Genomic DNA, 19,729 nt, shown 5'->3' on the forward strand with positions numbered 1-19,729 from the left:
TCAGCGCGTGGTGTCCTCGGCCGCCGGGGTGTCCGTCTCGGCCCGCAGTTCGTCGGGCACGTACTGCGGTGCCTTAGAGGTGCGCCACGCGTAGAGCACCAGCGCGGCCCACGCCACCACGATCGTCGCGTAGGTGGCCGTCGACCACGGTGCCTCGATGCCGAAGTACTTGACCAGTTTCTGGCTGTTGGTCAGCACGATGACCCCGCCGACCGCGGTGCCCAGCAGCGCCGGGCTGACCTTGCTCACCAACCACGCCGCCAGCGGCGCGGCGATGACACCGCCGACCGCCAGGCCCAGCACGATCGGGAGGTTGTCCAGGAACTCCTCGCGCAGACCGACCAGGAAGCCGAGCGAGGCCGACACCGCGACGAGGAACTCCGACGCGCTCACCGAGCCGATCACCGTGCGCGGCGCGGTCTTTCCCCGCGACAGCAACGTGCTGGTGGTGACGGGCCCCCACCCGCCGCCGCCGGAGGCGTCGATGAAGCCGCCGAACAGCCCCAGCGGCGCCAGGAACTTCGCCGAGTGCGGGGTGTGGGTGGTGGCCAGCCCCGGGGGCCGGCCCAGCGAGAACCGGATCAGAACGTAGACGCCGATCGCGAGCAGGATGGCCGCCATCAACGGGGCGGCGTCCTCGGTCGACAGCGATGACAGCAAGGTGGCGCCGAGGAAGGCGCCGACCGCGCCGGGCACACCGAGCTTCGCGACGGTCGGCCAGTCGAAGTTCTTGAACTTCCAGTGCGACAGGCCGGACGCCAGCGTGGTGCCGACTTCGGCCAGGTGAACAGCGGCACTGGCCTGCGCCGAGGCGACCCCGCTGAGGACCAGAAGGGTCGACGCGGTGACGCCGAACGCCATCCCGAGGGCGCCGTCGACGAGTTGGGCGCCGACACCGACGAGGGCGAAAATGATGAGAGAACGCATGGGACCGAGGCTTTCGATCAGCGGCTACCGGTCAGCCGGGGATGACAGTGTGGGCGCGAAAAGTCAGCGCGAACAACACAATTCATCGAAGGCGAGCAGCCTGCGAGACGGCCAGAACGGCTCGAGCGCAGCGACGTCCGAGGGCGCACTGCCGTACGGCTGCTCGGCCACTGCCCTCCCCTGTCTGGCTCCCGGCGAAACTGCGGTCAGCCTACACGGTCAACAGTCGGTACAGCCCGATCAATCCCACCACCACGATGACCGCCCGCAGCACATTGGGTGAGAGCCGGCGACCGTAGTGCGCGCCCAGGAAACCGCCGATCAGCGAGCCGAGCGCGATGAGCCCCGCCGCCGGCCAGCTGATCCGGTCGAATGCGACCGTGGTGTACGCGACGGCCGCGACGATGTTCACGAGCAGCGACAGCAGGTTCTTCGCGGCGTTCATCCGCTGCATGTCCTCGGGCAGCAGCGCCCCCATCGCGGCGATCAGCAGGATGCCCTGCGCGGCGGTGAAATAGCCGCCGTACACCCCGACGGCGAACGTCGCCGCGACCAGCGCCGTCATCCGCGCCCCGGAGATGTGGTCGACGGAGCGGCCCGACGCCTCGGCCCGTCGCCGCACCCACGTCTGGATCCGCGGCCCGATGACCACCAGCGCGAGCGCCAGCACCAGCAGCACGGGGACCACCCGGGTGAACACCTTCTCGGGCAGGTGCAGCAGCAACCATGCGCCGCAGCCGGCCCCGATCAGCGAGGCCGGAATCTGCCAGCGCAACCGGTGCCACTGACCGCGCAACTCGCGCCGGTAACCCCAGGTGCCCGACACTCCCCCGGCGACCAGACCGACCGCGTTGGACATCGTCGAGGTCACCGGCGGGTAGCCCAGCGCCACCAGGGTCGGGAACGTGATGAGCGTGCCGGAGCCGACGAGCGCGTTGATGGCGCCGGCGCCGACGCCCGCGAGGGCGATGAGGATCATGTCGACGACGGGCACTCGACTCACCCTATCGGCGCTTGGCGCCCCGCTTTTCGCGCACCCTCACGTTGATGCGGATCGGGCTGCCCTCGAAGCCGAACGTCTCCCGCAGCCGGCGCTCCAGGAACCGGCGGTAGCCGGCCTCCAGGAATCCGGAGGTGAACAGCACGAAGGTCGGCGGCCGCGCGGTGGCCTGGGTGGCGAACAGGATCCGCGGCTGCTTACCGCCCCGCACCGGCGGCGGCGTCGCCGCGACGACCTCTTTGAGGAACGAGTTCAGCTGCCCGGTGGTGATCCGCTTGTCCCATGAGGCCAGCGACGTCTCCAGCGCGGGCACCAGCTTCTGCACCGCCCGGCCCGTCTTCGCCGAGATGTTGACCCGGGGCGCCCATTGAATCTGCGCCAACTGCAGGTCGATCTCGCGGTCGAGCAGATAGCGGCGGTCCTCGTCGACCAGGTCCCACTTGTTGAAGGCCAGCACCAGCGCCCGGCCCGCCTCGATCACCATCGACAACACCCGCTGATCCTGTTCGGTCAGCGGCTGGGAGGCGTCGATCAGCACGATCGCCACCTCGGCGGCGTCGATGGCGCCGTGCGTGCGCACCGAGGCGTAGAACTCGTGGCCGCTGGCCTGCCCGACCTTGCGCCGCAGCCCGGCGGTGTCGACGAAGCGCCAGAGCTTGCCCTCCATCTCGATGAGCGAGTCGACGGGGTCGACGGTCGTGCCGGCCACATCGTGCACCACCGACCGTTCGTCCCCGGAGAGCCGGTTGAGCAGTGAGGACTTGCCGACGTTCGGCTTACCCACCAGCGCGACGCGGCGCGGGCCGCCGCCCCCGCCGCCCATCTCGGAGATGGCCGGCAGTTCCTCGAGGACCGCGTCCAGCAGATCGGCCACCCCGCGGCCGTGCATCGCGCTGATCGGGTGCGGCTGACCGAGACCCAGTGACCACAGGGCGGCGGCGTCGGCCTCCCCGCGGTCGTTGTCGACTTTGTTGGCGGCCAGGAAGACGGGCTTGCCGGAGCGCTGCAGGATCTTGGCGGCGGCCTCGTCGGCGGCAGTGGCGCCGACCACGGAGTCGACGACGAACACGATCGCGTCGGCGGTGCGCATCGCCACCGACGCCTGCTCGGCGACCAGTTGCTGCAGGCCCTTCGCGTCGGGCTCCCACCCGCCGGTGTCCTGCACCACGAACCGTCGGCCCGACCAGGACGCGTCGTAGGAGACCCGGTCGCGGGTGACACCGGGGATGTCCTGCACGACCGCCTCCCGGCGTCCGAGGATCCGGTTGACCAGCGTGGATTTACCCACGTTGGGGCGCCCGACGACGGCGAGCACCGGCGGCGGTGACGACGCCTCCTCGATCGCCTCGGCGACGTCCTCGGCCCCGACCTCCCAGTCGCCCTCGTCGACCCACGTGCCGTCACCATCGCTCATCGGGTCGCACCGGCTTTCTGTTCGACGAGTTCGGTCAGGTGGCCGATCACCTCGTCCTGGGTCATGTCGCTCGTGTCGACGACCACCGCGTCGTCGGCGGCGCGCAGCGGCGACACCGCCCGGGTGGAGTCGAGGTGGTCGCGGCGCTGGACGTCGGCGAGCACGGCCGCGTAGTCGTCGGGCAGGCCGGCCGCGACGTTCTGGTCGTTGCGCCGCCGGGCCCGTTCCTCGGCCGAGGCGGTCAGGAAGATCTTGACGTCGGCGTCGGGCAGTACGACCGTGCCGATGTCGCGGCCCTCGACGACGACGCGTCCCGGCCCGTCGGCCAGGGCCCGCTGCAGCGCGACCAGCCGGCTGCGCACCTCGGGCACCGCCGAGACCGCCGACACCGCCTTGGTGACGGCGTCGCCGCGGATCTCCGCTGAGACGTCCTCGCCGGCCAGATAGGACCGGTCCTCACCGGGGTCGTGCCCGACCGCCAGGTCCACGTCGCCGACGGCCGCCACGATCGCGGCGGGATCAGCGATGTCGACGCCGCGGCGCAGCACGCTGAGCGTGACGATGCGGTACATCGCCCCGGTGTCCAGGTACCGGGCACCCAGCGACGTCGCCAATCCCCTTGCCACCGTGGACTTTCCGGTTCCCGCCGGACCGTCGATCGCGATCACCGTGGTACGGCTCACAGTCCCACCGCCTTGTACAGGTCGCCGATCTCCTTCTGGGTCAACACCCGGATGCTGCCCGGCCGCTGGTCACCGAGCGTGACCTCGCCGATGTCGGTGCGCACCAGCTCCTGCACCGGGAAGCCCACCTCCGCCAGCAGCCGGCGCACGATGCGTTTGCGACCCTCGTGCAGCGTGACCCGCACGAGCGATCTCCCGGGCACCGTGTCGACCACCGCGAAGTCGTCGGCCCGCACCGGTCCGTCGTCGAGGTCGACGCCCGCCCGGAGCTTTTTGCCCAGCCCGCGCGGCACCGCGCCCAGCACCGTGGCGAGATAGGTCTTGGGCACCTCGTAGGAGGGGTGCATGAGCCGGTGCGCGAGTTCCCCGTCGTTGGTGAGCAGCAGCAGGCCCTCGGTGTCGGCGTCCAGCCGTCCGACGTGGAACAGCTTCTTGTTGCCGCGGACCCGGTGCTCGACCAGGTCGCCGACGCAGGGGCGGCCGCGGTCGTCGGACATCGTCGAGTGCATCCCGCGCGGCTTGTTGATGGCGAGGTAGACGCGGTCGTCGTCGACCGCGATGCGCGCACCGTCCACCCGGATCAGCGACGCCTGCGGGTCCACCCGGGTGCCGAGTTCGGTGACCACCACGCCGTCGACCTCGACGCGGCCGTCGCGGATCATCTTCTCGGCGACCCGGCGGGAGGCGATTCCCGCCTGGGACAACACTTTCTGGAGGCGCACGCCGTCGTCATCGGTCATCGTCAGTCTCGATCCACGTCGAAGGAGGCCCCGGCCTGCGGGGTGGGTGTGCCGTTGAGCTTCATGAAACGTGGCTCTTCACTGAGGGTTTCGCTGATGTCGTCGATGACGTCGACGTCGGGCAGCAACGGTGCGATGTCGGGCAGGTCGGTCAGCGATGACAACCCGAGGCGTTCCAGGAACAGCTCGGTGGTGGCGAAGGTGACCGCGCCGGAGTCCGGATCGGTGCCCGCCTCGGTGATCAGTCCGCGCGCCAGCAGGGTGCGCATCACCGCGTCGACGTTGACGCCGCGCACGGCGCTGACCCGGGCGCGGGTCACCGGCTGACGGTAGGCGACGACGGCCAGGGTCTCCAGCGCGGCGCGGGTCAACCGGGACCGGGCGCCGTCGAGCAGCAGTTTCTCCACATAGGGGGCGTAGCGGGCGCGGGTGTAGAGCCGCCAGCCGCCGCCGGCCTCCCGCAGATCGATCCCGCTCTCCCGGGCCGCGAAGTCGGCAGCCAACACGCGCAGCCGCTCGGAGATCCGGCCGGACGCCTGGTCGGTGGCGGTGGCCAGCGCGTGGACGGGCACCGGGGTGTCGACGACGAGCAGCAGCGCCTCGAGCGCAGCGTCGAGCTCGGCGTCCTCGAGTTCGGCGCCGGGCTCGGTGTCTACGGGAAGATCTTCTGTCATCGTCTTTCTGTTCCGCGTTATTCGGCGTCCGCGGTCGCCAACTGCTCGCTGTTGGGCCGCTCCCCGGTCCACGAAATCTGGAGCACACCAAGCGGTTCTGACTGGTCGAATGCTACCGCCCGCGCTCGATACAGTTCGAGCAGCGCCAGGAAGCGGCCGACGATCTCCATCGGCATCCGGCAGTCGGCCACCAGATCGGCGAACGACGCCCAGTGGCCGATCCCCCGGTCTTCGAGCTGCGACATCAGGTTGGCGGCCTGTTCGGGCACCGACACCGGCACCTGGTGCAGGTGTTCGGTGCCCACGGTCGGCACCGGCCGCGGGGTGAACGCGGCGGCGGCGATCTCCGCGAACCGGGCGGCGTCGACGCCCAGCATCACCTCGGGCAGCAGCTCGGAGTAGCGGTCCTCCAGCGCGACGGCCCGGGGGTAGCTGCGCATCGCGGCGGACTCCAGCTCGGCGAACATCTCCGCGACGTGCTTGAACGCGCGGTACTGCAGCAGCCGGGCGAACAGCAGGTCGCGCACCTCCAGCAGCGCCAGGTCGTCTTCGTCGTGCACGTCGCCGGCGGGCAGCAGCCGGGCCGCCTTCAGGTCCAGCAGGGTGGCCGCGACCACCAGGAACGAGGTCGTCTCGTCGAGGCCGAGCCGGCTCCCGATCTCCTTGGTGTAGGCGATGAACTCGTCGGTGACCTGGTGCAGCGCCACCTCGGTGACATCGAGCCGGTGGGCGAAGATCAGCTGCAGCAGCAGGTCGAACGGGCCCTCGAAATTGCTCAGCCGAACCTGGAATCCGGGCTTGGTCGACTCCTCGGCGGCCGGGGGCCCGCTCACGCGCCGAACCGGTGGATGACCTCGCGTGCCAGGGCCCGATATGCCTCGGCCCCAGCCGATTTCGGCGCCCACGTGGTGATCGGCTCGCCGGCCACGCTGGTCTCCGGGAAGCGCACGGTGCGGGTGATCACGGTGTCGAACACGAGGTCGCCGAAGCGTTCCACCACGCGGGCCATCACCTCGCGGGAGTTGACGGTGCGCGGGTCGTAGCGGGTGATCAGGATCCCGCTGATCGACAGCTTCGGGTTGAGCCGGTCGTGCACCTTCTCGACGGTGTCGGTGAGCAGCGCCAGGCCGCGCAGCGAGAAGTACTCGCATTCGGTCGGGATGATGACGCCGTCGCTGCAGGCCAGCCCGTTGACCGTGAGCAGGCCCAGCGAGGGCTGGCAGTCGATGAGTACGTAGTCGTAGCGGTCGAGCACCGGGTACAGCGCGCGGGCCAGCGACTGCTCCCGGCCCACCTCGTTGACCAACTGGATCTCGGCCGCCGACAGGTCGATGTTGCTGGGCACCAGGTCCAGGCCCGGCACGCGCGTGGTCAGCAGCACCTGGTCGATCGACACCCGCGGCTCGACCAGCAGGTTGTAGACCGTGTTCTCCAGCTCGTAGTGCGGCACGCCCAGGCCGGCCGACAGCGCGCCCTGCGGGTCGAGGTCGACGAGCAGGACGCGGCGACCGTACTCGGCGAGGCTGGCGCCCAGATTGATCGTCGAGGTGGTCTTACCGACCCCGCCCTTCTGGTTGCACATCGCGATGACCTTGGCCGGTCCGTGGGAGCTGCGCGGCGCGGGATCGGGGGTTTCGCGGGGAAGGCGGCCGGTCAGGCCGGGTGTGGGTGCGGGATCGATGGTGCCCGTGTCGTCGCTCATACCGGACCGTCGCTGGTCAGGCATCCTTGCGGCGTGGCGGACATCGCGGCAAGTTTAACGGTGAGCATCGCGCCGGTGAGGCAGACCCGCAGGCAAGATCGCCGCGAGTGTGCGGCGGCTTCCTAAGCTGGACCGCATGGGACTGACTCAGCGGGTGCCGGTGCTGCGCTGGGCGCGCCTGGCCCTGGGCATGCCGTCGTTCGTCCGCACCGGCCAGATCGGTGACGGGCGGGAAGCCGCCTGCGCCGCGTTCGTCGAGTCCACCGCCCCGCACGGGGACATCGACGCCGCACTCTCGGCGATCGACGCGTTCGCGCGCCGAGAGGCGATGCTCGTGAACATCGGCGACGAGAAGGGGCTGCTGCTCGACGCCGCGGTGCGCCGGGCCGCACCGGCGCTGGTGCTCGAGCTCGGGACCTACTGCGGGTACAGCGCACTGCGCATCGCGCGTGCGGCACCCTCCGCGCGTGTCGTCTCGGTCGAGTTCTCCGCGGCCAACGCCGACGTCGCGCGACGGATCTGGACCCACGCCGGCGTCGCCGACCGCGTGACCTGCGTGGTCGGCACCATCGGCGACGGTGGCCGCACCCTGGAGACTTTGACCGCCGACCACGGCGTCGGCGTCGGCAGCGTCGACGTGCTGTTCATCGATCACGACAAGAACGCGTACCTGTCCGATCTGCGGACGATCCTCGACCGCGGGTGGCTGCACCCCGGATCCGTCGTGGTCGCCGACAACGTTCGGGTGCCCGGCGCGCCCGGGTACCGGGCCTATATGCGCCGGCACGAGGGCACCCGGTGGCACACCGTCGAACACAAGACCCACGTCGAGTACCAGTCGGTGCTGCCCGACCTGCTGCTGGAGTCCCAGTATCTGGGGCCTGCTACCGCGCCCGGGGATGAGCGCCCGCCCACACCTCACGCAGCGCGTTGACGGTGACCATGGTGTAGATCTGCGTGGTCGTCACCGACGCGTGACCCAGCAGCTCCTGCACGACGCGCACGTCCGCGCCGCCCTCGAGCAGATGGGTGGCGAACGAGTGGCGCAGGACGTGCGGAGACACGGTGGCGGTGATGCCGGCACGGTCGGCGGCGTCCTGCAGCACCTGCCAGGCGCTCTGCCGGGACAACCGCCCGCCGCGGGCGTTGAGGAAGATCGCCGGGGTACCGCGGCCGCGCCGGGCCAGATCGGGACGCGCCCGCACCAGGTAAGCCTCCAGCGCGGCCACCGCGGGCCGGCCGATCGGGATCAGGCGCTGCTTGCCGCCCTTGCCGCGCAGCAGCACCGACCGGGCGTGCAGGTCGATGTCGTCGACGTCGAGGCCGACGGCTTCGGAGATGCGCGCGCCGGTCGAGTACAGCAGTTCCAGCAGCGCCCGGTTGCGCAGCGTCAGCGGCCCGTCGGCCTCGCTGTCGCCGCCCGCGGCCTCGAGCAGCGCGAGCACCTCGTCCAGCGACAGGCTCTTGGGCAGCCGGCGGCTCGGGGTGGGCGGTTTGACCTCCCGCGCGACGTCGAGGGCGGCGATGCCTTCGGCGGCGGCGAACCGGTGCAGGCCGCGCACCGCGATCAGCGCCCGCGCCGCCGACACCGCCGAGAGCGGCGGCACGCCGTTGTCGGGGTCACCGAGCCGCAGCGCGACCAGGAACTCACTGACATCAGCCTCGGCCGCGCCCGCCAGGTCCGACACACCGCGGGAGGTCAGGTGTTCGGCGTAGCGCCGCAGATCGCGCCGGTAGGAGCTCAGCGTGTTCGCCGCCGCGCCACGTTCGATCGCCAGGTGGTCGAGGTATCCCTGGATCTGACCGTCCAGGGTGGAGCCGACCGACGAGAACGTCTGGGTCACGCATGTCCCTTCCGCCGTGCGAACGCCCTGGGCCTGTCGGTCCACGGCGCGTCGACGGCGCGCAGCGCATCGATGCCGGGCATCGCGTGCGCGGCCAGGATGCCGGCGACGGAGATCGAATTCACGATCTCCCCCGAGTACACCTTGGCGACGGCCTCGTCGAGCGCGACACGCTCGACGGTGAGGTCGGCTTCTTCGTGTTCAGCCTCCGGGCGGCCGACCTCACGCAGCCCGGTCGCCAGGAACACCCGCACGCTCTCGTCGCTGAACCCGGCCGCGGTGTCGAGGTCAACCAGCGTGTGCCAGGTCTCGGCGGTCAGTCCGGCCTCCTCTTCGAGTTCCCGCGCCGCGGACTCGTGCGGCGGTTCCCCATCCATGTCGAGCAGGCCCGCAGGCAGTTCCCACAACCGGCGGCCGAACGGGTGCCGGTACTGGTAGACCAGCACGATGCGGCCCTCGTCGTCGAGGGCGACCACGGCCACCGCGCCGTAGTGTTCGACGATCTCGCGCCGCGCCGTCGTGCCGCCCGGCATCTGCACCTCGTCGGCGCGCAACGCGAAGATGTTGCCGACGTAGAGCGTCTCGGACGCGGCGACGGTGAAGTCGTGGTTGCCGGGTCCTCCGAGGTCTGTGGCGTCCCCGTCAGCCACGGGCCGGGGCGTCTTCGAGGGTGTGCTCGACACCGTTGGCCTCGGTTTCGGTGTCCTCGTGGTCGGGGATCTCGGGCATCTCGACCGGCAGCCGTTCGGCGTTCTTGTAGTCCAGCGAGGCTCCGACGAACGCGACGAACAGCGGGTGCGGCCGGGTGGGCCGGCTCTTGAGCTCCGGATGGGCCTGGGTGCCGACGATGAACGGGTGCACCTCGGGGGCGTACTCGACGAACTCGACGAGGTGCCCGTCGGGCGAGGTGCCCGAGAACCGCAGGCCGCTCTCGGCGATCTTGTCGCGGTAGGCGTTGTTGACCTCGTAGCGGTGCCGGTGCCGCTCCGACACCTCGGTGGCCTGATAGGCCTGCGCCACAATCGATCCCGGCGTCAGCGCGGCCGGATAGGCGCCGAGCCGCATCGTGCCGCCGAGGTCGGCCTCGCCGGCGACGATGTGCTGCTGGTCGGCCATCGTGGAGATCACCGGGTCGGGGGTGTCGGGATCGAACTCCGCCGAGCTGGCTTCGGTCAGTCCGACCGACCGCGCGGCCTCGATGACGATGCACTGCAGTCCCAGGCACAGGCCCAGCACCGGCAGGCCGCGCCGGCGGGCGTAGCGGATCGCGCCGATCTTGCCTTCGATGCCGCGGATGCCGAAGCCGCCGGGGATCAGCACGCCGTCGACGTCGGCGAGTGCGGCGGCCGCGCCGGTGTCGGATTCGCAGTCGTCGGAGGGCACCCAGCGCATCTCGACGCGGGCATGGTGGGCGAAACCGCCGGCGCGCAGCGCCTCGGCGACCGACAGGTACGCATCCGACAGGTCGATGTACTTGCCCACCAACGCGATTCGCACGGTCTCTCGCGGCTCGTGCACCCGTCGCAGCAGGTCGTTCCACTGCGTCCAGTCCACATCGCGGAACGGCAGGTTGAGCCGCCGCACCACGTAGGCGTCGAGCTCCTCGCGGTGCAGCACCTTGGGGATGTCGTAGATCGACGGCGCATCCGGGGTCGAGATGCACCCGTCGATGTCGACGTCGCACATCAGCGCGATCTTGTTCTTGAGCGGTTCGGGCACGTCGCGATCGCAGCGCAGGATCAGCGCGTCGGGGCTGATGCCGATGCTGCGCAGCGCCGCCACGGAGTGCTGGGTGGGTTTGGTCTTCAGCTCACCCGAGGGCGCCATGAACGGCACCAGGGAGCAGTGCAGGAAGAAGCAGTTCTCCCGGCCGACTTCGTGACGCACCTGCCGGGCGGCCTCCAGGAACGGCAGCGACTCGATGTCGCCGACGGTGCCGCCGATCTCGGTGATCACCACGTCGGGCCGGTTGCCGTCGGCGTCGGCCTCGGCCATCGCCAGCACGCGGTTCTTGATCTCGTCGGTGATGTGCGGGATGACCTGCACGGTGTCGCCGAGGTACTCGCCGCGCCGCTCCTTGGCGATCACCGACGAATACACCTGTCCGGTGGTCACATTGGCGTAGCCCGACAGGTTCCGGTCGAGGAAGCGCTCGTAGTGGCCGACGTCGAGGTCTGTCTCGGCGCCGTCCTCGGTGACGAACACCTCACCGTGCTGGAACGGGTTCATGGTGCCCGGATCGACGTTCAGATACGGGTCGAGCTTCTGCATGGTCACCTGCAGACCGCGGGCGGTGAGCAGTTGACCGAGGCTCGAGGCGGTGAGGCCCTTACCGAGGGAGGACACCACCCCACCGGTCACGAAGAGGTGTTTGGTGGCTGTCTGCGGGTGCTTGCGCAACGGCTTCATTTGGCCTGGCACGGAACCCCACCCTAACACCGTCTCCGACACCGCGTCGCTGACACGCGGGCGGCGGGCCCCCTATTGCGGCACGGTGACGGCGGAGGCGCCCTGCCCGCTGCCGTACTGGCCGGGTTTGCCGTTGTTGATCAGTGCGCTCAGCGCCAGCACGGTGGTGATCCGCCCCGACTCCCGGTCGACGTTGTCGACGGTACTGACCGTACTGGTCAAGGCGTTGTCCGAACGGGCGACCGCCACCGCGGAGGTACCGGAGGCGGCGCCGTCACGGCCGGCGAGCACGACGCCGGAGCCGTGGGGTGCCAGACCCGCCGCGAACCGGGCCACGGTGGCGCCCTGGTTGCCCGCGTCGTCCCCGAGCGCGCCGCCGGTGACGATCAGTGCGGTGTTGGCCGCCCCGATGCGGTCGGCGCCGTAGGTGATGAAGCCGGTGTCGCGCAGGGCGGTGAGCACGGTGTCGCGCTGGTCGTCGTTGACGGGGGCGAGCTTGGGGTCCCTGTTGATCAGCAGCGCGATGCCCAGGAGGTCACCGGCCTGCGAGCCCTGGTCGACGGTGGTGGTGCTCAACTGGGTGCCGGCGGGCACGATCGGTGAGTTCACCACCGACAGCAGCTTCTCGGCGGAGTTGGCGTCGACGAACTCCTGGGTCAGGCCGACGGTGCCGGTGACGGTGCCGCCGGCCTCGCTGACGAGCCGGGCGAGTGCGTCGACGTCGTCGTCGGCGGCATCGGGCGTGCGGAACAGCACCACCGATTTGTCGGCGAGGCTGCCGCGCAGGATCCGCGGTGCCATCTGGGCATCGAAATCGCCTGCTGCGCTCAGCTTTTCGTTCAGCGCATTACGGTCGTTGGTCAGCGAGTCGATCTCGGTCTGCATCTGCGCCTTGTCGTCGCGCAGCCCGGACAGCACGGTGTTGGACAGCAGCCCGGAGCCCAGGGCGATGCCGATGGCCAGCGCCAGGAACACGGCGGCCAGCGAGATGGCGTGCGAACGCAGCGAGATCACGGCGGCTGTCCTACGAGACCAGGCCCTGGACCCACAGCAGGAACTGGTTCCAGGTGTGGGTGATCCACTCGAGCACGGCGGCGTCGGCGCGCGACACCCACAGCGCGGCGATGACGGCGATCAGCATCGCCAGCACCAGCAGCGCGATCGCCCCGCCCGAGACACGGCTGCGGTACAGCGTGGCAACGGCTTTGGCGTCGACGAGCTTCTCCCCCACCTTCAGCCGGGTCAGGAAGGTCGACGGGTTGCTGCGCTGGCGGGTGCGGTCGAAGAACTCCTCGATGCTCGCGGTGTGCCCGACGGTGACGATCAGCGAGGCGCCGTGGTGGTCGCAGAGCAGCAGCGCCAGGTCGGCGGCCGACCCGGCGGCCGGGAACGTCATTGCGCCGACGCCGAGGTCCTGGATGCGCTCCAGACCGGAGGCGTGGCCGTCGGCGTCGGCGGGCAGCACCACCTGGGCTCCGCAACGCAGCGCCTCGGTGCTGATCTTGTCGGGGTCACCGACGATCAGCGCCGGCCGGTAGCCGGCCTTGCGCAGGACATCGGCGCCGCTCCCGACGCCGACCAGCACCGGCTGGTACTCCTTGATGAACGGTTTGAGCGCCTTGAGGTCGGCCGCGGCGTGCGGCTCCTCGGCGACGATCACGACGTGCCGGCGGTTGAGGTCGACGTCGATGTCGGGGATGCCGATGCCGTCGATCAGCAGGGGGCTCTCGCTGCGGATGAACTCGATGGTGTTCCCCGCGAACGCTTCGAGGTGGGCGACCAGCCCGCCCTTGGCCTCCTGCATCAGCTCGTGGATGTCGGCGTCGGTGCGCTCGGTGCCGAGGATCAGCCGACGGTCCCCGGAGTAGACGCCGCCCTCGTTGATCCGGATGCGGGCGCCGTCCTTGACCTTCTTGAACACCTCGGGGCCGGTGTCGTCGACCAGCGTGATGCCGTTGGCGACCAGCACCTCCGGTCCGAGGTTGGGGTAGCGCCCCGAGATCGACGACGACGCGTTGACGACGGCGGCGACGTTCGCCTCGACCAGGGCGTCAGCGGTGATGCGGTCCAGATCCTGCGCGTCGATGACGACGATGTCCCCCGGCGTCACCCGTCGCAGCAGCCGGTCGATGTCGCGGTCGACGCGGGCGGTGCCGGTGATGCCCGGCCGTGAGCTGGCGTTTCGGGAGAGCAGCGCTGACATCTTCATGGGCCGATTCTTGCCAGCAACCCTCCGGATCCGTCGGAGGCGCGCCGTAACATCAGCCCCAGAAGTCTCTTTCTTTCACATCCGTCACACGCTCAGGTGGCGCCCTCGCGTTCGGCCCGGGCGGCGTCGAGGAGCTCCCGCGCGTGCGCGCGCCCGCTGTCGGACTCGCCGAGGCCCGCCAGCATCCGGGCCAGCTCGGCCACCCGGTCGTCGTCGTCGAGACGGCGCACCCCGCTGGACTTCGCCCGGGCCTTGGTGCCCGCCGTTTCTCCCTCGATGACCAGGTGCGCGTCGGCGTAGGCGGCCACCTGGGGCAGGTGCGTCACGACGATCACCTGATGCGTGCGTGCCAGTCGCGCGAGCCGACGGCCGATCTGGACGGCGGCCCGTCCGCCGACGCCGGCGTCGACCTCGTCGAAGACCATCGTGGTGCCCTCCGTCGACACGGCGAGCACCACCTCGAGCGCGAGCATGACCCGGGACAGCTCACCGCCGGAGGCGCTCTTGTGCAGCGGCAGCAGGTCCGACCCGCCGTGCGCGGCGAACCCGAATTCCACGGCGTCGACCCCGTCGCGGCCGGCGTGCACGGTGTCACCCGAGGCCAGCGTCAGCGGCGCGCTGTCGTCGGGACGCGCCGGCAGCGGACCGACGGAGATCATGAACTGGGCGCCGGACATCGCCAGCCCGGACAGCTCCGCGGTCACCGCCTTCGACAAGCCTTTGGCCGCTTTGACCCGGACCTTGGTCAGCTCCGCGGCGGCGGCGGCCACGGCGCCCTGGAGTTCGTCGACGCGGCGCGCGAGGCCGGCTAACGCCTCCTCGGACACGTCGAGCTGGGCCAGGCGCTCACGCGACGTGCGCGCCCACTCCAGCACCCCGTCGATGTCCGGGGCGTACTTGCGCGTCAGCGTACGCAGCTCGGCCTGCCGGGCCAGCTTGCCCTCCAATGTGCTTGCATCGCTGGGCAATTCGGAGAGGAACCCGCCCAGCTCTGCCGACACGTCGGTGAGCACCGTCAGCGCCGTGTCGAGCTGGCCGGCCAGCGCCTTGAGCGCCGCGTCGTCGGTGTTCTCCAGCGCCGTCCGGGCCTGGCCCACCGAGTCGGCGGCCGAGAACCCCTCGCCCGCCCCGTCGTCGCTGATCCCCGACAGCGCGGCGCGCGCGGTCTGCACCGCCTCGCGCAACGCGTCGAGCTCCGACAGTCGCCGGATGTCGGACACCAGCGACTCGTCCTCTCCGGGTCGCGGCGCGATGACGTCGATCTCGTTGAGGCCGAACTGGAGCCGGTCGGCCTCCTGCGCGAGTTCACGGGCGCGGCGCCGCCGTTCGTCGAGATCACGCCGGGCCGAGAGCCACTCCTCGCGCAGCGAGCGGTAGCGCTGCAGCTGCGCCGACACGTCGGCGTACCGGTCGAGCGCGGCGCGCTGCTGGTCAGGGCGCATCAGGCGCAGCTGATCGTTCTGGCCGTGCAGCGTGAGCAACTCGCTGGTGAACTCGCTCAGCGACTTCGCGGGCACGCTCCGGCCGCCCAGGTAGGCCCGCGACGGCCCGTCCCGGCTCACCGAGCGGGCGGCGATCACGCTGCCGTCGTCGTCGCGTTCGGCCCCCGAGGAGTCCAGGATGTCGTCCACCTGCGTGACCACCGCGTCGCCCAGATCGTCGGTCACGAACCGCCCCTCGACCACGGCCTTGACCGAGCCCGACCGCACCCGGGCCGGATCGGCACGTGCGCCGCCGAGCAGGTGCAGGCCCGTCACCACCATGGTCTTGCCGGCACCGGTCTCCCCGGTCAGCACGGTCAATCCCCCGTCGAACTCTGCGGTCGCGACGCTGATGGCGCCCAGCGACTCGATCCGAATCTCGGCTAGCACTACTGCCCGCGCCACCCTGTGACGGGCAACCGGAACTTGCGCACCAGCCGGTCGGCGAACGGCGCGCTGTCCAGCCGCACCCATTTCAGCGGAGTGCCGCAGCGGGTCACCTCGAGGCGGCCACCGGCGGGCAGCACCATCTCGCGGCGGCCGTCGCAGAACACCAGCGCGTCATGGCCGCTGGCCTCGATCTCGATGGCGATCAGCGCGTGCGGGCTGGTCACCATCGGCCGGGCGAACAGGGCGTGCGCGTTGTTGGGCACCACGATGATGGCCTCGAGGTCCGGCCACAGCACCGGGCCGCCCGCGGAGAACGCGTACGCGGTCGAACCGGTCGGGGTCGAGACGAGCATCCCGTCGCATCCGAACGACGACACCGGCCGGCCGTCCACCTCCAGCACGACGCCCAGCACACCGAGCCGCGGCCCCTTCTCCAGGCTGGCCTCGTTGAGCGCCCAGCCCCGGTCGAGCAGTTCGCCGCCGGCCCACACGGTCACGTCGAGCGTCATCCGCTCCTCGACGCGGTAGTTGCGCCGGATGATGTGGTCGAGGACGGTGTCGATCGAGTCGGCCTCGGCTTCGGCGAGGAACCCGATCTTGCCGAGGTTCACCCCGAGCACCGGGATCTCGACATTGCGGGCGAGCTCGGCGGCCCGCAGGAAGGTGCCGTCACCGCCGAGCACCAGCACCAGCTCGCATCCCTCGGCGGCGCGCTGATCGGCGTCGACGACCTCGATCTCGACGCCGAGGGCGCGCATGTCGTCGGGCGCCAGATGCAGGGGCCCGCGGTCGACGGCCTCTGCGGAGAGCACCCGCAGCCCGATCCCGTTGTCGCTCAGCACTTTCTCCACCCGGCGTGCGACGTCGGTGGCCTCTTCGCGGCCGGTGTGCACCACCAGCAGGATGGTGCGTTCGAGCGTCATTGGGGACCCTCCTCGACGGCACGGTGGATCGCGGCGGCGAGCGCGTCGCCGTGCAGGGGATCCGTCGTGTCGGCTCGTAGATGCAGGAAGTACTCGACGTTGCCGGCCGGGCCGGGCAACGGACTGGCGGTGACCGCGACGGCCGACCAGCCCAGCTCGGCCGCCCGTTCGGCGACCGAGCGGACCGCGTCGGCGCGCAGCAGCGGGTCGGAGACCACCCCGCCGGCGCCCACCCGGTCCTTGCCGACCTCGAACTGCGGCTTCACCATGGGAACGATATCCGCGCCGGCAGACGCGCACGCAGTCAGCGCGGGCAGCACGGTCGCCAGCGAGATGAACGACAGGTCGGCGACGATCACCTCGACCGGTCCGCCGATGGCCTCGCCGGTGAGCTCGCGGACGTTGGTCCGCTCCATCACCGTGACCCGCTCGTCGGTGCGCAGCGCCCACGCCAGCTGTCCGTAACCGACGTCGACGGCCACCACCTCAGCCGCCCCGCGGGCGAGCAGGACCTCGGTGAACCCGCCGGTGGAGGCGCCCGCGTCGAGGCAGCGCCGGCCCGCGACATCGACACCGAACGCGTCGAGCGCGCCGATCAGTTTGTGCGCCCCGCGCGACACCCAGGACGGTTCGCCGGCGTCGTCCACGGTCAGGTTCGCGCTGACTTCGATGGCCGTCGCCGGTTTGGCCGCCCGCATGCCGTCGATACTGACCCGTCCCGCCCCGATCAACTCGGCGGCCTGCTGGCGGGAGCGCGCGAGACCGCGCCGGACCAGCTCGGCGTCCACACGAGCGCGCCGCGTCACGCGGATCAGCCCTTCTCGACCGATTCCAGCGCGCGCACCAGCACGTCGTGCGCCTCGTCCAGGCGCGCGGCCACGGCATCCAGGTCGGCGGCCGTGGGCTCGGTCGGCTCGCCCAGGAGTTCGGCGACCTGGGCGCGGATCTGCTCGGGGTCGGTACTCATGTCGTGGTTCACGCTAGTCGATGGCGTCCGACAGCAGCGACCACCGCCGAGCGGCCTGTCGGGCTGCGTCGTCGGCCGCGACGATCGGCCGGCGGCGCACGGGCTCGTCCGCCGCCCAGACGGCGGCGGCGATCGCCCGGACGACGGACAGGGCGTCGCCGGAATCGGTGCCGGTGGAGTGCACCGAGACCGCATCGTCGTCGACCTCGACGCGCCACGCCGGATGTGGCCCGACGCGCAGGGTGTCGGCGTCGTCGGTCAGCGCGCGGAGGTCCTCGGCGAGCAGCTGCGGGCGCTCGTCGGGAACCGCGAAGATCGCGTCCTCGGCGTTGTTGACGCCCGACAGCACCATCAGGCTGGGCAGTTCGGCGGCGTTGGCGCCGGCGATATCGGTGTCGAGCCGGTCCCCGATCACCAGCGGTGACTCGAAGTGCCCGCGCGCCAACGCATTCGTCATCAGGACCGGCGACGGCTTGCCGGCGACCTGCGGCTCCTGGTCGGTGGCGGCGCGCAGCGCGGCGACCATGGACCCGTTGCCGGGCAGCAGTCCCCGCTCCGAGGGCAGCGTCTTGTCCACGTTGGCGGCGATCCACAGCGCCCCGGCCCTGATCGCCAGCGCCGCCTCCGCGAGCGCGGTCCACGCCGTGTCCGGGGAGTGGCCCTGCACGACGGCCACCGGCTCGTCGGCGAACTCCCGGACCGGCGTCAGGCCGACGCTGCGCACCTCCTCGGCCAGCGCATCCGTGCCCACGATGAGCACTTTCGCGTTGTCCGGGAGCTGGTCGGCGAGCAGCCGTGCCGCGCTCTGCGCACTGGTCACCACATCGTCGGGTGCGGCGGTGAAACCGAGCTCGCGCAGATGGTCGGCGACCTGGGTGGCGTCGCGGGAGGCGTTGTTCGTCACATACAGCACCCGGGACTGCACGGCGGCGAGCGTGTCGACCGCACCGGGGGTGGGTTCGCGGCCGCGGAACACCGTGCCGTCGAGGTCGAGCAGCAGGCAATCATGCTGCTGCGCAAGGCTGCTCATGTCAGGACAGCTCCGTGATGCGCTCTTCGGCGTCGGTGATGCCGTCGGCATCGGCTGCCGCGGCCTTCAGGAACCACTGCAGGGCCTCGTCGTTGCGGTCGAGCGCCAGCAGGGTGTCGGCGTAGGCGTAGAAGAGCCGGGCTGCGGTCTGACCGGTGCGCGACGGATCTAGCTGCGGCGTGGACAGCACCGCGAGCGCCTGCTCGTGCTGACCCAGATCCGAGCGGGCCCCGGCGACCACGATCCGCAGTTCGTCGGCGTCGTCGCCGGTCAGTTGTGCGGCCTCGGGGCTGCGGGCCAGTTCGATGGCCCGCTCCGGCCGGCCGACGCCGCGTTCGCAGTCGGCGATCAGCGCGAGAAGCGGTGATTTGCTGCCCATTCGGCGGGCCGCCCGCAGTTCGGCGAGTGCCTGCGCCCAGTCCCCGCACGCGTAGGCGGCGATGCCGACGGCCTCGCGCACCGCGGCGATCCGTCCGGAGCGAGCGCGGGCTGCGCGGGCATGCTCGAGCGCAGCCTCGGGATCCTCGTCGAGCAGCTCGCCGGCGGCGACGAGATGACGCGCCACGGCGTCGGCGGTGGCCCGATCGAGGGTGGTGAGTTCGCCCCGGATCTCCGGGGAGAGTTGGCGGGCTTCGATCTCGGCGGGAATCGGCGGGCCCGCTGGAGTTTTCGTGTCGTCGTGGGTGCGCGGCTGGGTGGGCCGGGCACGCTGAGGTCCCGACGTGCGCGGCGCCGAGCGCTGATCGCGCCGCGGCCCCTGCCTGTTGCCGGCCGAACCGCCGCGCTGGGGCCGGCGGTCGCCGCGGCCGTCCTGATTGTCGTGGGACACGACAAAAAGGATACGGCCAAAAAGTCCGACGCCACAATTGACGAATTCATTGGCCAATTGCTGCGAAATAGGAAATCGCCCCCCGCGAAATGCGGGGGGCGATTCCAAATGGTGTTCGGCGGTGTCCTACTTTTCCACCCGTGTGGGTAGTATCATCGGCGCTGGCAGGCTTAGCTTCCGGGTTCGGGATGGGTCCGGGCGTTTCCCTGCCGCTATGGACCGCCGTAACTTTATTCACTCGTTTTTGAGTGTGAATCTGTGAGTTNCAGGCTTAGCTTCCGGGTTCGGGATGGGTCCGGGCGTTTCCCTGCCGCTATGGACCGCCGTAACTTTATTCACTCGTTTTTGAGTGTGAATCTGTGAGTTTTGTTGCCCCTGGGTTATTTGGTGGTGGGGTGTGGGTTGTGGTGTGTGGTGTGGTTGCGAGGTTTTGTTGTTGTTGTAAGTTTTCGGCCGGTTAGTGCCAGTTCCCTGCGACCATTGCTGGTCTTGTAGGTCTGGTCTATC

At 70.6% G+C, this 19,729-nt stretch carries 20 protein-coding genes and 1 rRNA gene; 1 reads left to right on the plus strand and 20 read right to left on the minus strand.

Annotated features, from left to right (window positions below):
* The 8 genes from MCHLDSM_RS06240 to MCHLDSM_RS06275 form a co-directional block, all read right to left on the minus strand.
* Positions 1-927 carry a sulfite exporter TauE/SafE family protein gene (locus tag MCHLDSM_RS06240; RefSeq protein WP_048469357.1) on the minus strand — a complete coding sequence of 309 codons (927 nt, stop codon included), beginning with the start codon at positions 925-927 and terminating at the stop codon, positions 1-3.
* 211 nt (positions 928-1,138) lie between these two features.
* Positions 1,139-1,906 carry a sulfite exporter TauE/SafE family protein gene (locus tag MCHLDSM_RS06245; protein ID WP_048469393.1) on the minus strand — a complete coding sequence of 256 codons (768 nt, stop codon included), beginning with the start codon at positions 1,904-1,906 and terminating at the stop codon, positions 1,139-1,141.
* Positions 1,907-1,931: 25 nt separating this feature from the next.
* Positions 1,932-3,341 (minus strand): ribosome biogenesis GTPase Der, encoded by a 1,410-nt coding sequence (gene der / locus MCHLDSM_RS06250; RefSeq protein WP_048469358.1) that lies wholly within the window; start codon positions 3,339-3,341, stop codon positions 1,932-1,934.
* On the minus strand, positions 3,338-4,024 hold the full coding sequence (gene cmk / locus MCHLDSM_RS06255) for a (d)CMP kinase (RefSeq protein ID WP_048469359.1): 687 nt from the start codon (positions 4,022-4,024) through the stop codon (positions 3,338-3,340). The genes der and cmk overlap by 4 nt, the downstream gene beginning before the upstream one ends.
* The gene (locus MCHLDSM_RS06260) at positions 4,021-4,764 is read right to left on the minus strand and encodes a pseudouridine synthase (protein ID WP_048469360.1); all 744 of its coding nucleotides are present in this window, start codon (positions 4,762-4,764) and stop codon (positions 4,021-4,023) included. The genes cmk and MCHLDSM_RS06260 overlap by 4 nt, the downstream gene beginning before the upstream one ends.
* A 2-nt stretch (positions 4,765-4,766) precedes the next feature.
* The gene (scpB, locus tag MCHLDSM_RS06265; RefSeq protein ID WP_048469361.1) at positions 4,767-5,438 is read right to left on the minus strand and encodes an SMC-Scp complex subunit ScpB; all 672 of its coding nucleotides are present in this window, start codon (positions 5,436-5,438) and stop codon (positions 4,767-4,769) included.
* Between the two features lie 17 nt (positions 5,439-5,455).
* Positions 5,456-6,271 carry a segregation/condensation protein A gene (locus MCHLDSM_RS06270; protein WP_048469362.1) on the minus strand — a complete coding sequence of 272 codons (816 nt, stop codon included), beginning with the start codon at positions 6,269-6,271 and terminating at the stop codon, positions 5,456-5,458.
* Positions 6,268-7,140 carry a ParA family protein gene (locus tag MCHLDSM_RS06275; RefSeq protein ID WP_048418278.1) on the minus strand — a complete coding sequence of 291 codons (873 nt, stop codon included), beginning with the start codon at positions 7,138-7,140 and terminating at the stop codon, positions 6,268-6,270. The genes MCHLDSM_RS06270 and MCHLDSM_RS06275 overlap by 4 nt, the downstream gene beginning before the upstream one ends.
* A gap of 136 nt (positions 7,141-7,276) precedes the next feature.
* Between MCHLDSM_RS06275 and MCHLDSM_RS06280 the strand changes: the two genes are divergently transcribed.
* A complete protein-coding gene (locus MCHLDSM_RS06280) occupies positions 7,277-8,074 on the plus strand; it encodes an O-methyltransferase (RefSeq protein ID WP_048469363.1) in 798 nt (265 codons plus the stop codon).
* On the opposite strand, the gene xerD is transcribed toward MCHLDSM_RS06280, so the two are convergent.
* The 12 genes from xerD to rrf form a co-directional block, all read right to left on the minus strand.
* A complete protein-coding gene (xerD, locus tag MCHLDSM_RS06285; protein ID WP_234713899.1) occupies positions 8,025-8,984 on the minus strand; it encodes a site-specific tyrosine recombinase XerD in 960 nt (319 codons plus the stop codon). The genes MCHLDSM_RS06280 and xerD overlap by 50 nt on opposite strands.
* Positions 8,981-9,634, minus strand: coding sequence for an NUDIX domain-containing protein (locus tag MCHLDSM_RS06290; RefSeq protein WP_048469364.1), 654 nt, complete (start codon positions 9,632-9,634; stop codon positions 8,981-8,983). The genes xerD and MCHLDSM_RS06290 overlap by 4 nt, the downstream gene beginning before the upstream one ends.
* A complete protein-coding gene (locus MCHLDSM_RS06295; RefSeq protein ID WP_048469365.1) occupies positions 9,627-11,393 on the minus strand; it encodes a CTP synthase in 1,767 nt (588 codons plus the stop codon). Before MCHLDSM_RS06295 ends, MCHLDSM_RS06290 begins: the two co-directional genes overlap by 8 nt.
* 72 nt (positions 11,394-11,465) lie before the next feature.
* Positions 11,466-12,407, minus strand: a complete 942-nt coding sequence (locus tag MCHLDSM_RS06300; protein WP_048469366.1) for a copper transporter — start codon at positions 12,405-12,407, stop codon at positions 11,466-11,468.
* Between the two features lie 10 nt (positions 12,408-12,417).
* Positions 12,418-13,602: a putative cytokinetic ring protein SteA gene (gene steA, locus MCHLDSM_RS06305; RefSeq protein ID WP_048469367.1), complete on the minus strand. Its 1,185-nt coding sequence runs from the start codon at positions 13,600-13,602 to the stop codon at positions 12,418-12,420.
* Positions 13,603-13,694: 92 nt separating this feature from the next.
* Positions 13,695-15,473, minus strand: a complete 1,779-nt coding sequence (recN, locus tag MCHLDSM_RS06310) for a DNA repair protein RecN (RefSeq protein WP_048469368.1) — start codon at positions 15,471-15,473, stop codon at positions 13,695-13,697.
* Positions 15,473-16,396 carry an NAD kinase gene (locus tag MCHLDSM_RS06315; RefSeq protein WP_048469369.1) on the minus strand — a complete coding sequence of 308 codons (924 nt, stop codon included), beginning with the start codon at positions 16,394-16,396 and terminating at the stop codon, positions 15,473-15,475. The genes recN and MCHLDSM_RS06315 overlap by 1 nt, the downstream gene beginning before the upstream one ends.
* Positions 16,393-17,202 carry a TlyA family RNA methyltransferase gene (locus MCHLDSM_RS06320; RefSeq protein ID WP_048469370.1) on the minus strand — a complete coding sequence of 270 codons (810 nt, stop codon included), beginning with the start codon at positions 17,200-17,202 and terminating at the stop codon, positions 16,393-16,395. Before MCHLDSM_RS06320 ends, MCHLDSM_RS06315 begins: the two co-directional genes overlap by 4 nt.
* A 5-nt stretch (positions 17,203-17,207) precedes the next feature.
* Positions 17,208-17,363: a hypothetical protein gene (locus MCHLDSM_RS38430; RefSeq protein WP_165762039.1), complete on the minus strand. Its 156-nt coding sequence runs from the start codon at positions 17,361-17,363 to the stop codon at positions 17,208-17,210.
* 13 nt (positions 17,364-17,376) lie between these two features.
* Positions 17,377-18,393: an HAD-IIA family hydrolase gene (locus MCHLDSM_RS06325; RefSeq protein ID WP_048469371.1), complete on the minus strand. Its 1,017-nt coding sequence runs from the start codon at positions 18,391-18,393 to the stop codon at positions 17,377-17,379.
* A gap of 1 nt (position 18,394) precedes the next feature.
* Positions 18,395-19,222 (minus strand): tetratricopeptide repeat protein, encoded by an 828-nt coding sequence (locus tag MCHLDSM_RS06330; RefSeq protein WP_082168763.1) that lies wholly within the window; start codon positions 19,220-19,222, stop codon positions 18,395-18,397.
* A 113-nt stretch (positions 19,223-19,335) separates the two neighbouring features.
* Positions 19,336-19,449, minus strand: a 5S ribosomal RNA gene (gene rrf, locus MCHLDSM_RS06335).
* Positions 19,450-19,729 lie beyond the last annotated feature (280 nt).

The sequence above is a fragment of the Mycolicibacterium chlorophenolicum genome (assembly GCF_001044235.1).
Classification (GTDB): Bacteria; Actinomycetota; Actinomycetes; order Mycobacteriales; family Mycobacteriaceae; genus Mycobacterium; species Mycobacterium chlorophenolicum.

Coding starts and splice junctions, on each gene's coding strand:
- MCHLDSM_RS38430 (WP_165762039.1), bottom strand. CDS start 17,363: ATGAGTACCGACCCCGAGCAGATCCGCGCCCAGGTCGCCGAACTCCTG.
- MCHLDSM_RS06260 (WP_048469360.1), bottom strand. CDS start 4,764: ATGACCGATGACGACGGCGTGCGCCTCCAGAAAGTGTTGTCCCAGGCG.
- MCHLDSM_RS06315 (WP_048469369.1), bottom strand. CDS start 16,396: ATGACGCTCGAACGCACCATCCTGCTGGTGGTGCACACCGGCCGCGAA.
- der (WP_048469358.1), bottom strand. CDS start 3,341: ATGAGCGATGGTGACGGCACGTGGGTCGACGAGGGCGACTGGGAGGTC.
- MCHLDSM_RS06295 (WP_048469365.1), bottom strand. CDS start 11,393: ATGAAGCCGTTGCGCAAGCACCCGCAGACAGCCACCAAACACCTCTTC.
- MCHLDSM_RS06240 (WP_048469357.1), bottom strand. CDS start 927: ATGCGTTCTCTCATCATTTTCGCCCTCGTCGGTGTCGGCGCCCAACTC.
- MCHLDSM_RS06275 (WP_048418278.1), bottom strand. CDS start 7,140: ATGAGCGACGACACGGGCACCATCGATCCCGCACCCACACCCGGCCTG.
- steA (WP_048469367.1), bottom strand. CDS start 13,602: ATGAAGATGTCAGCGCTGCTCTCCCGAAACGCCAGCTCACGGCCGGGC.
- MCHLDSM_RS06325 (WP_048469371.1), bottom strand. CDS start 18,393: ATGAGCAGCCTTGCGCAGCAGCATGATTGCCTGCTGCTCGACCTCGAC.
- MCHLDSM_RS06245 (WP_048469393.1), bottom strand. CDS start 1,906: ATGATCCTCATCGCCCTCGCGGGCGTCGGCGCCGGCGCCATCAACGCG.
- MCHLDSM_RS06280 (WP_048469363.1), top strand. CDS start 7,277: ATGGGACTGACTCAGCGGGTGCCGGTGCTGCGCTGGGCGCGCCTGGCC.
- scpB (WP_048469361.1), bottom strand. CDS start 5,438: ATGACAGAAGATCTTCCCGTAGACACCGAGCCCGGCGCCGAACTCGAG.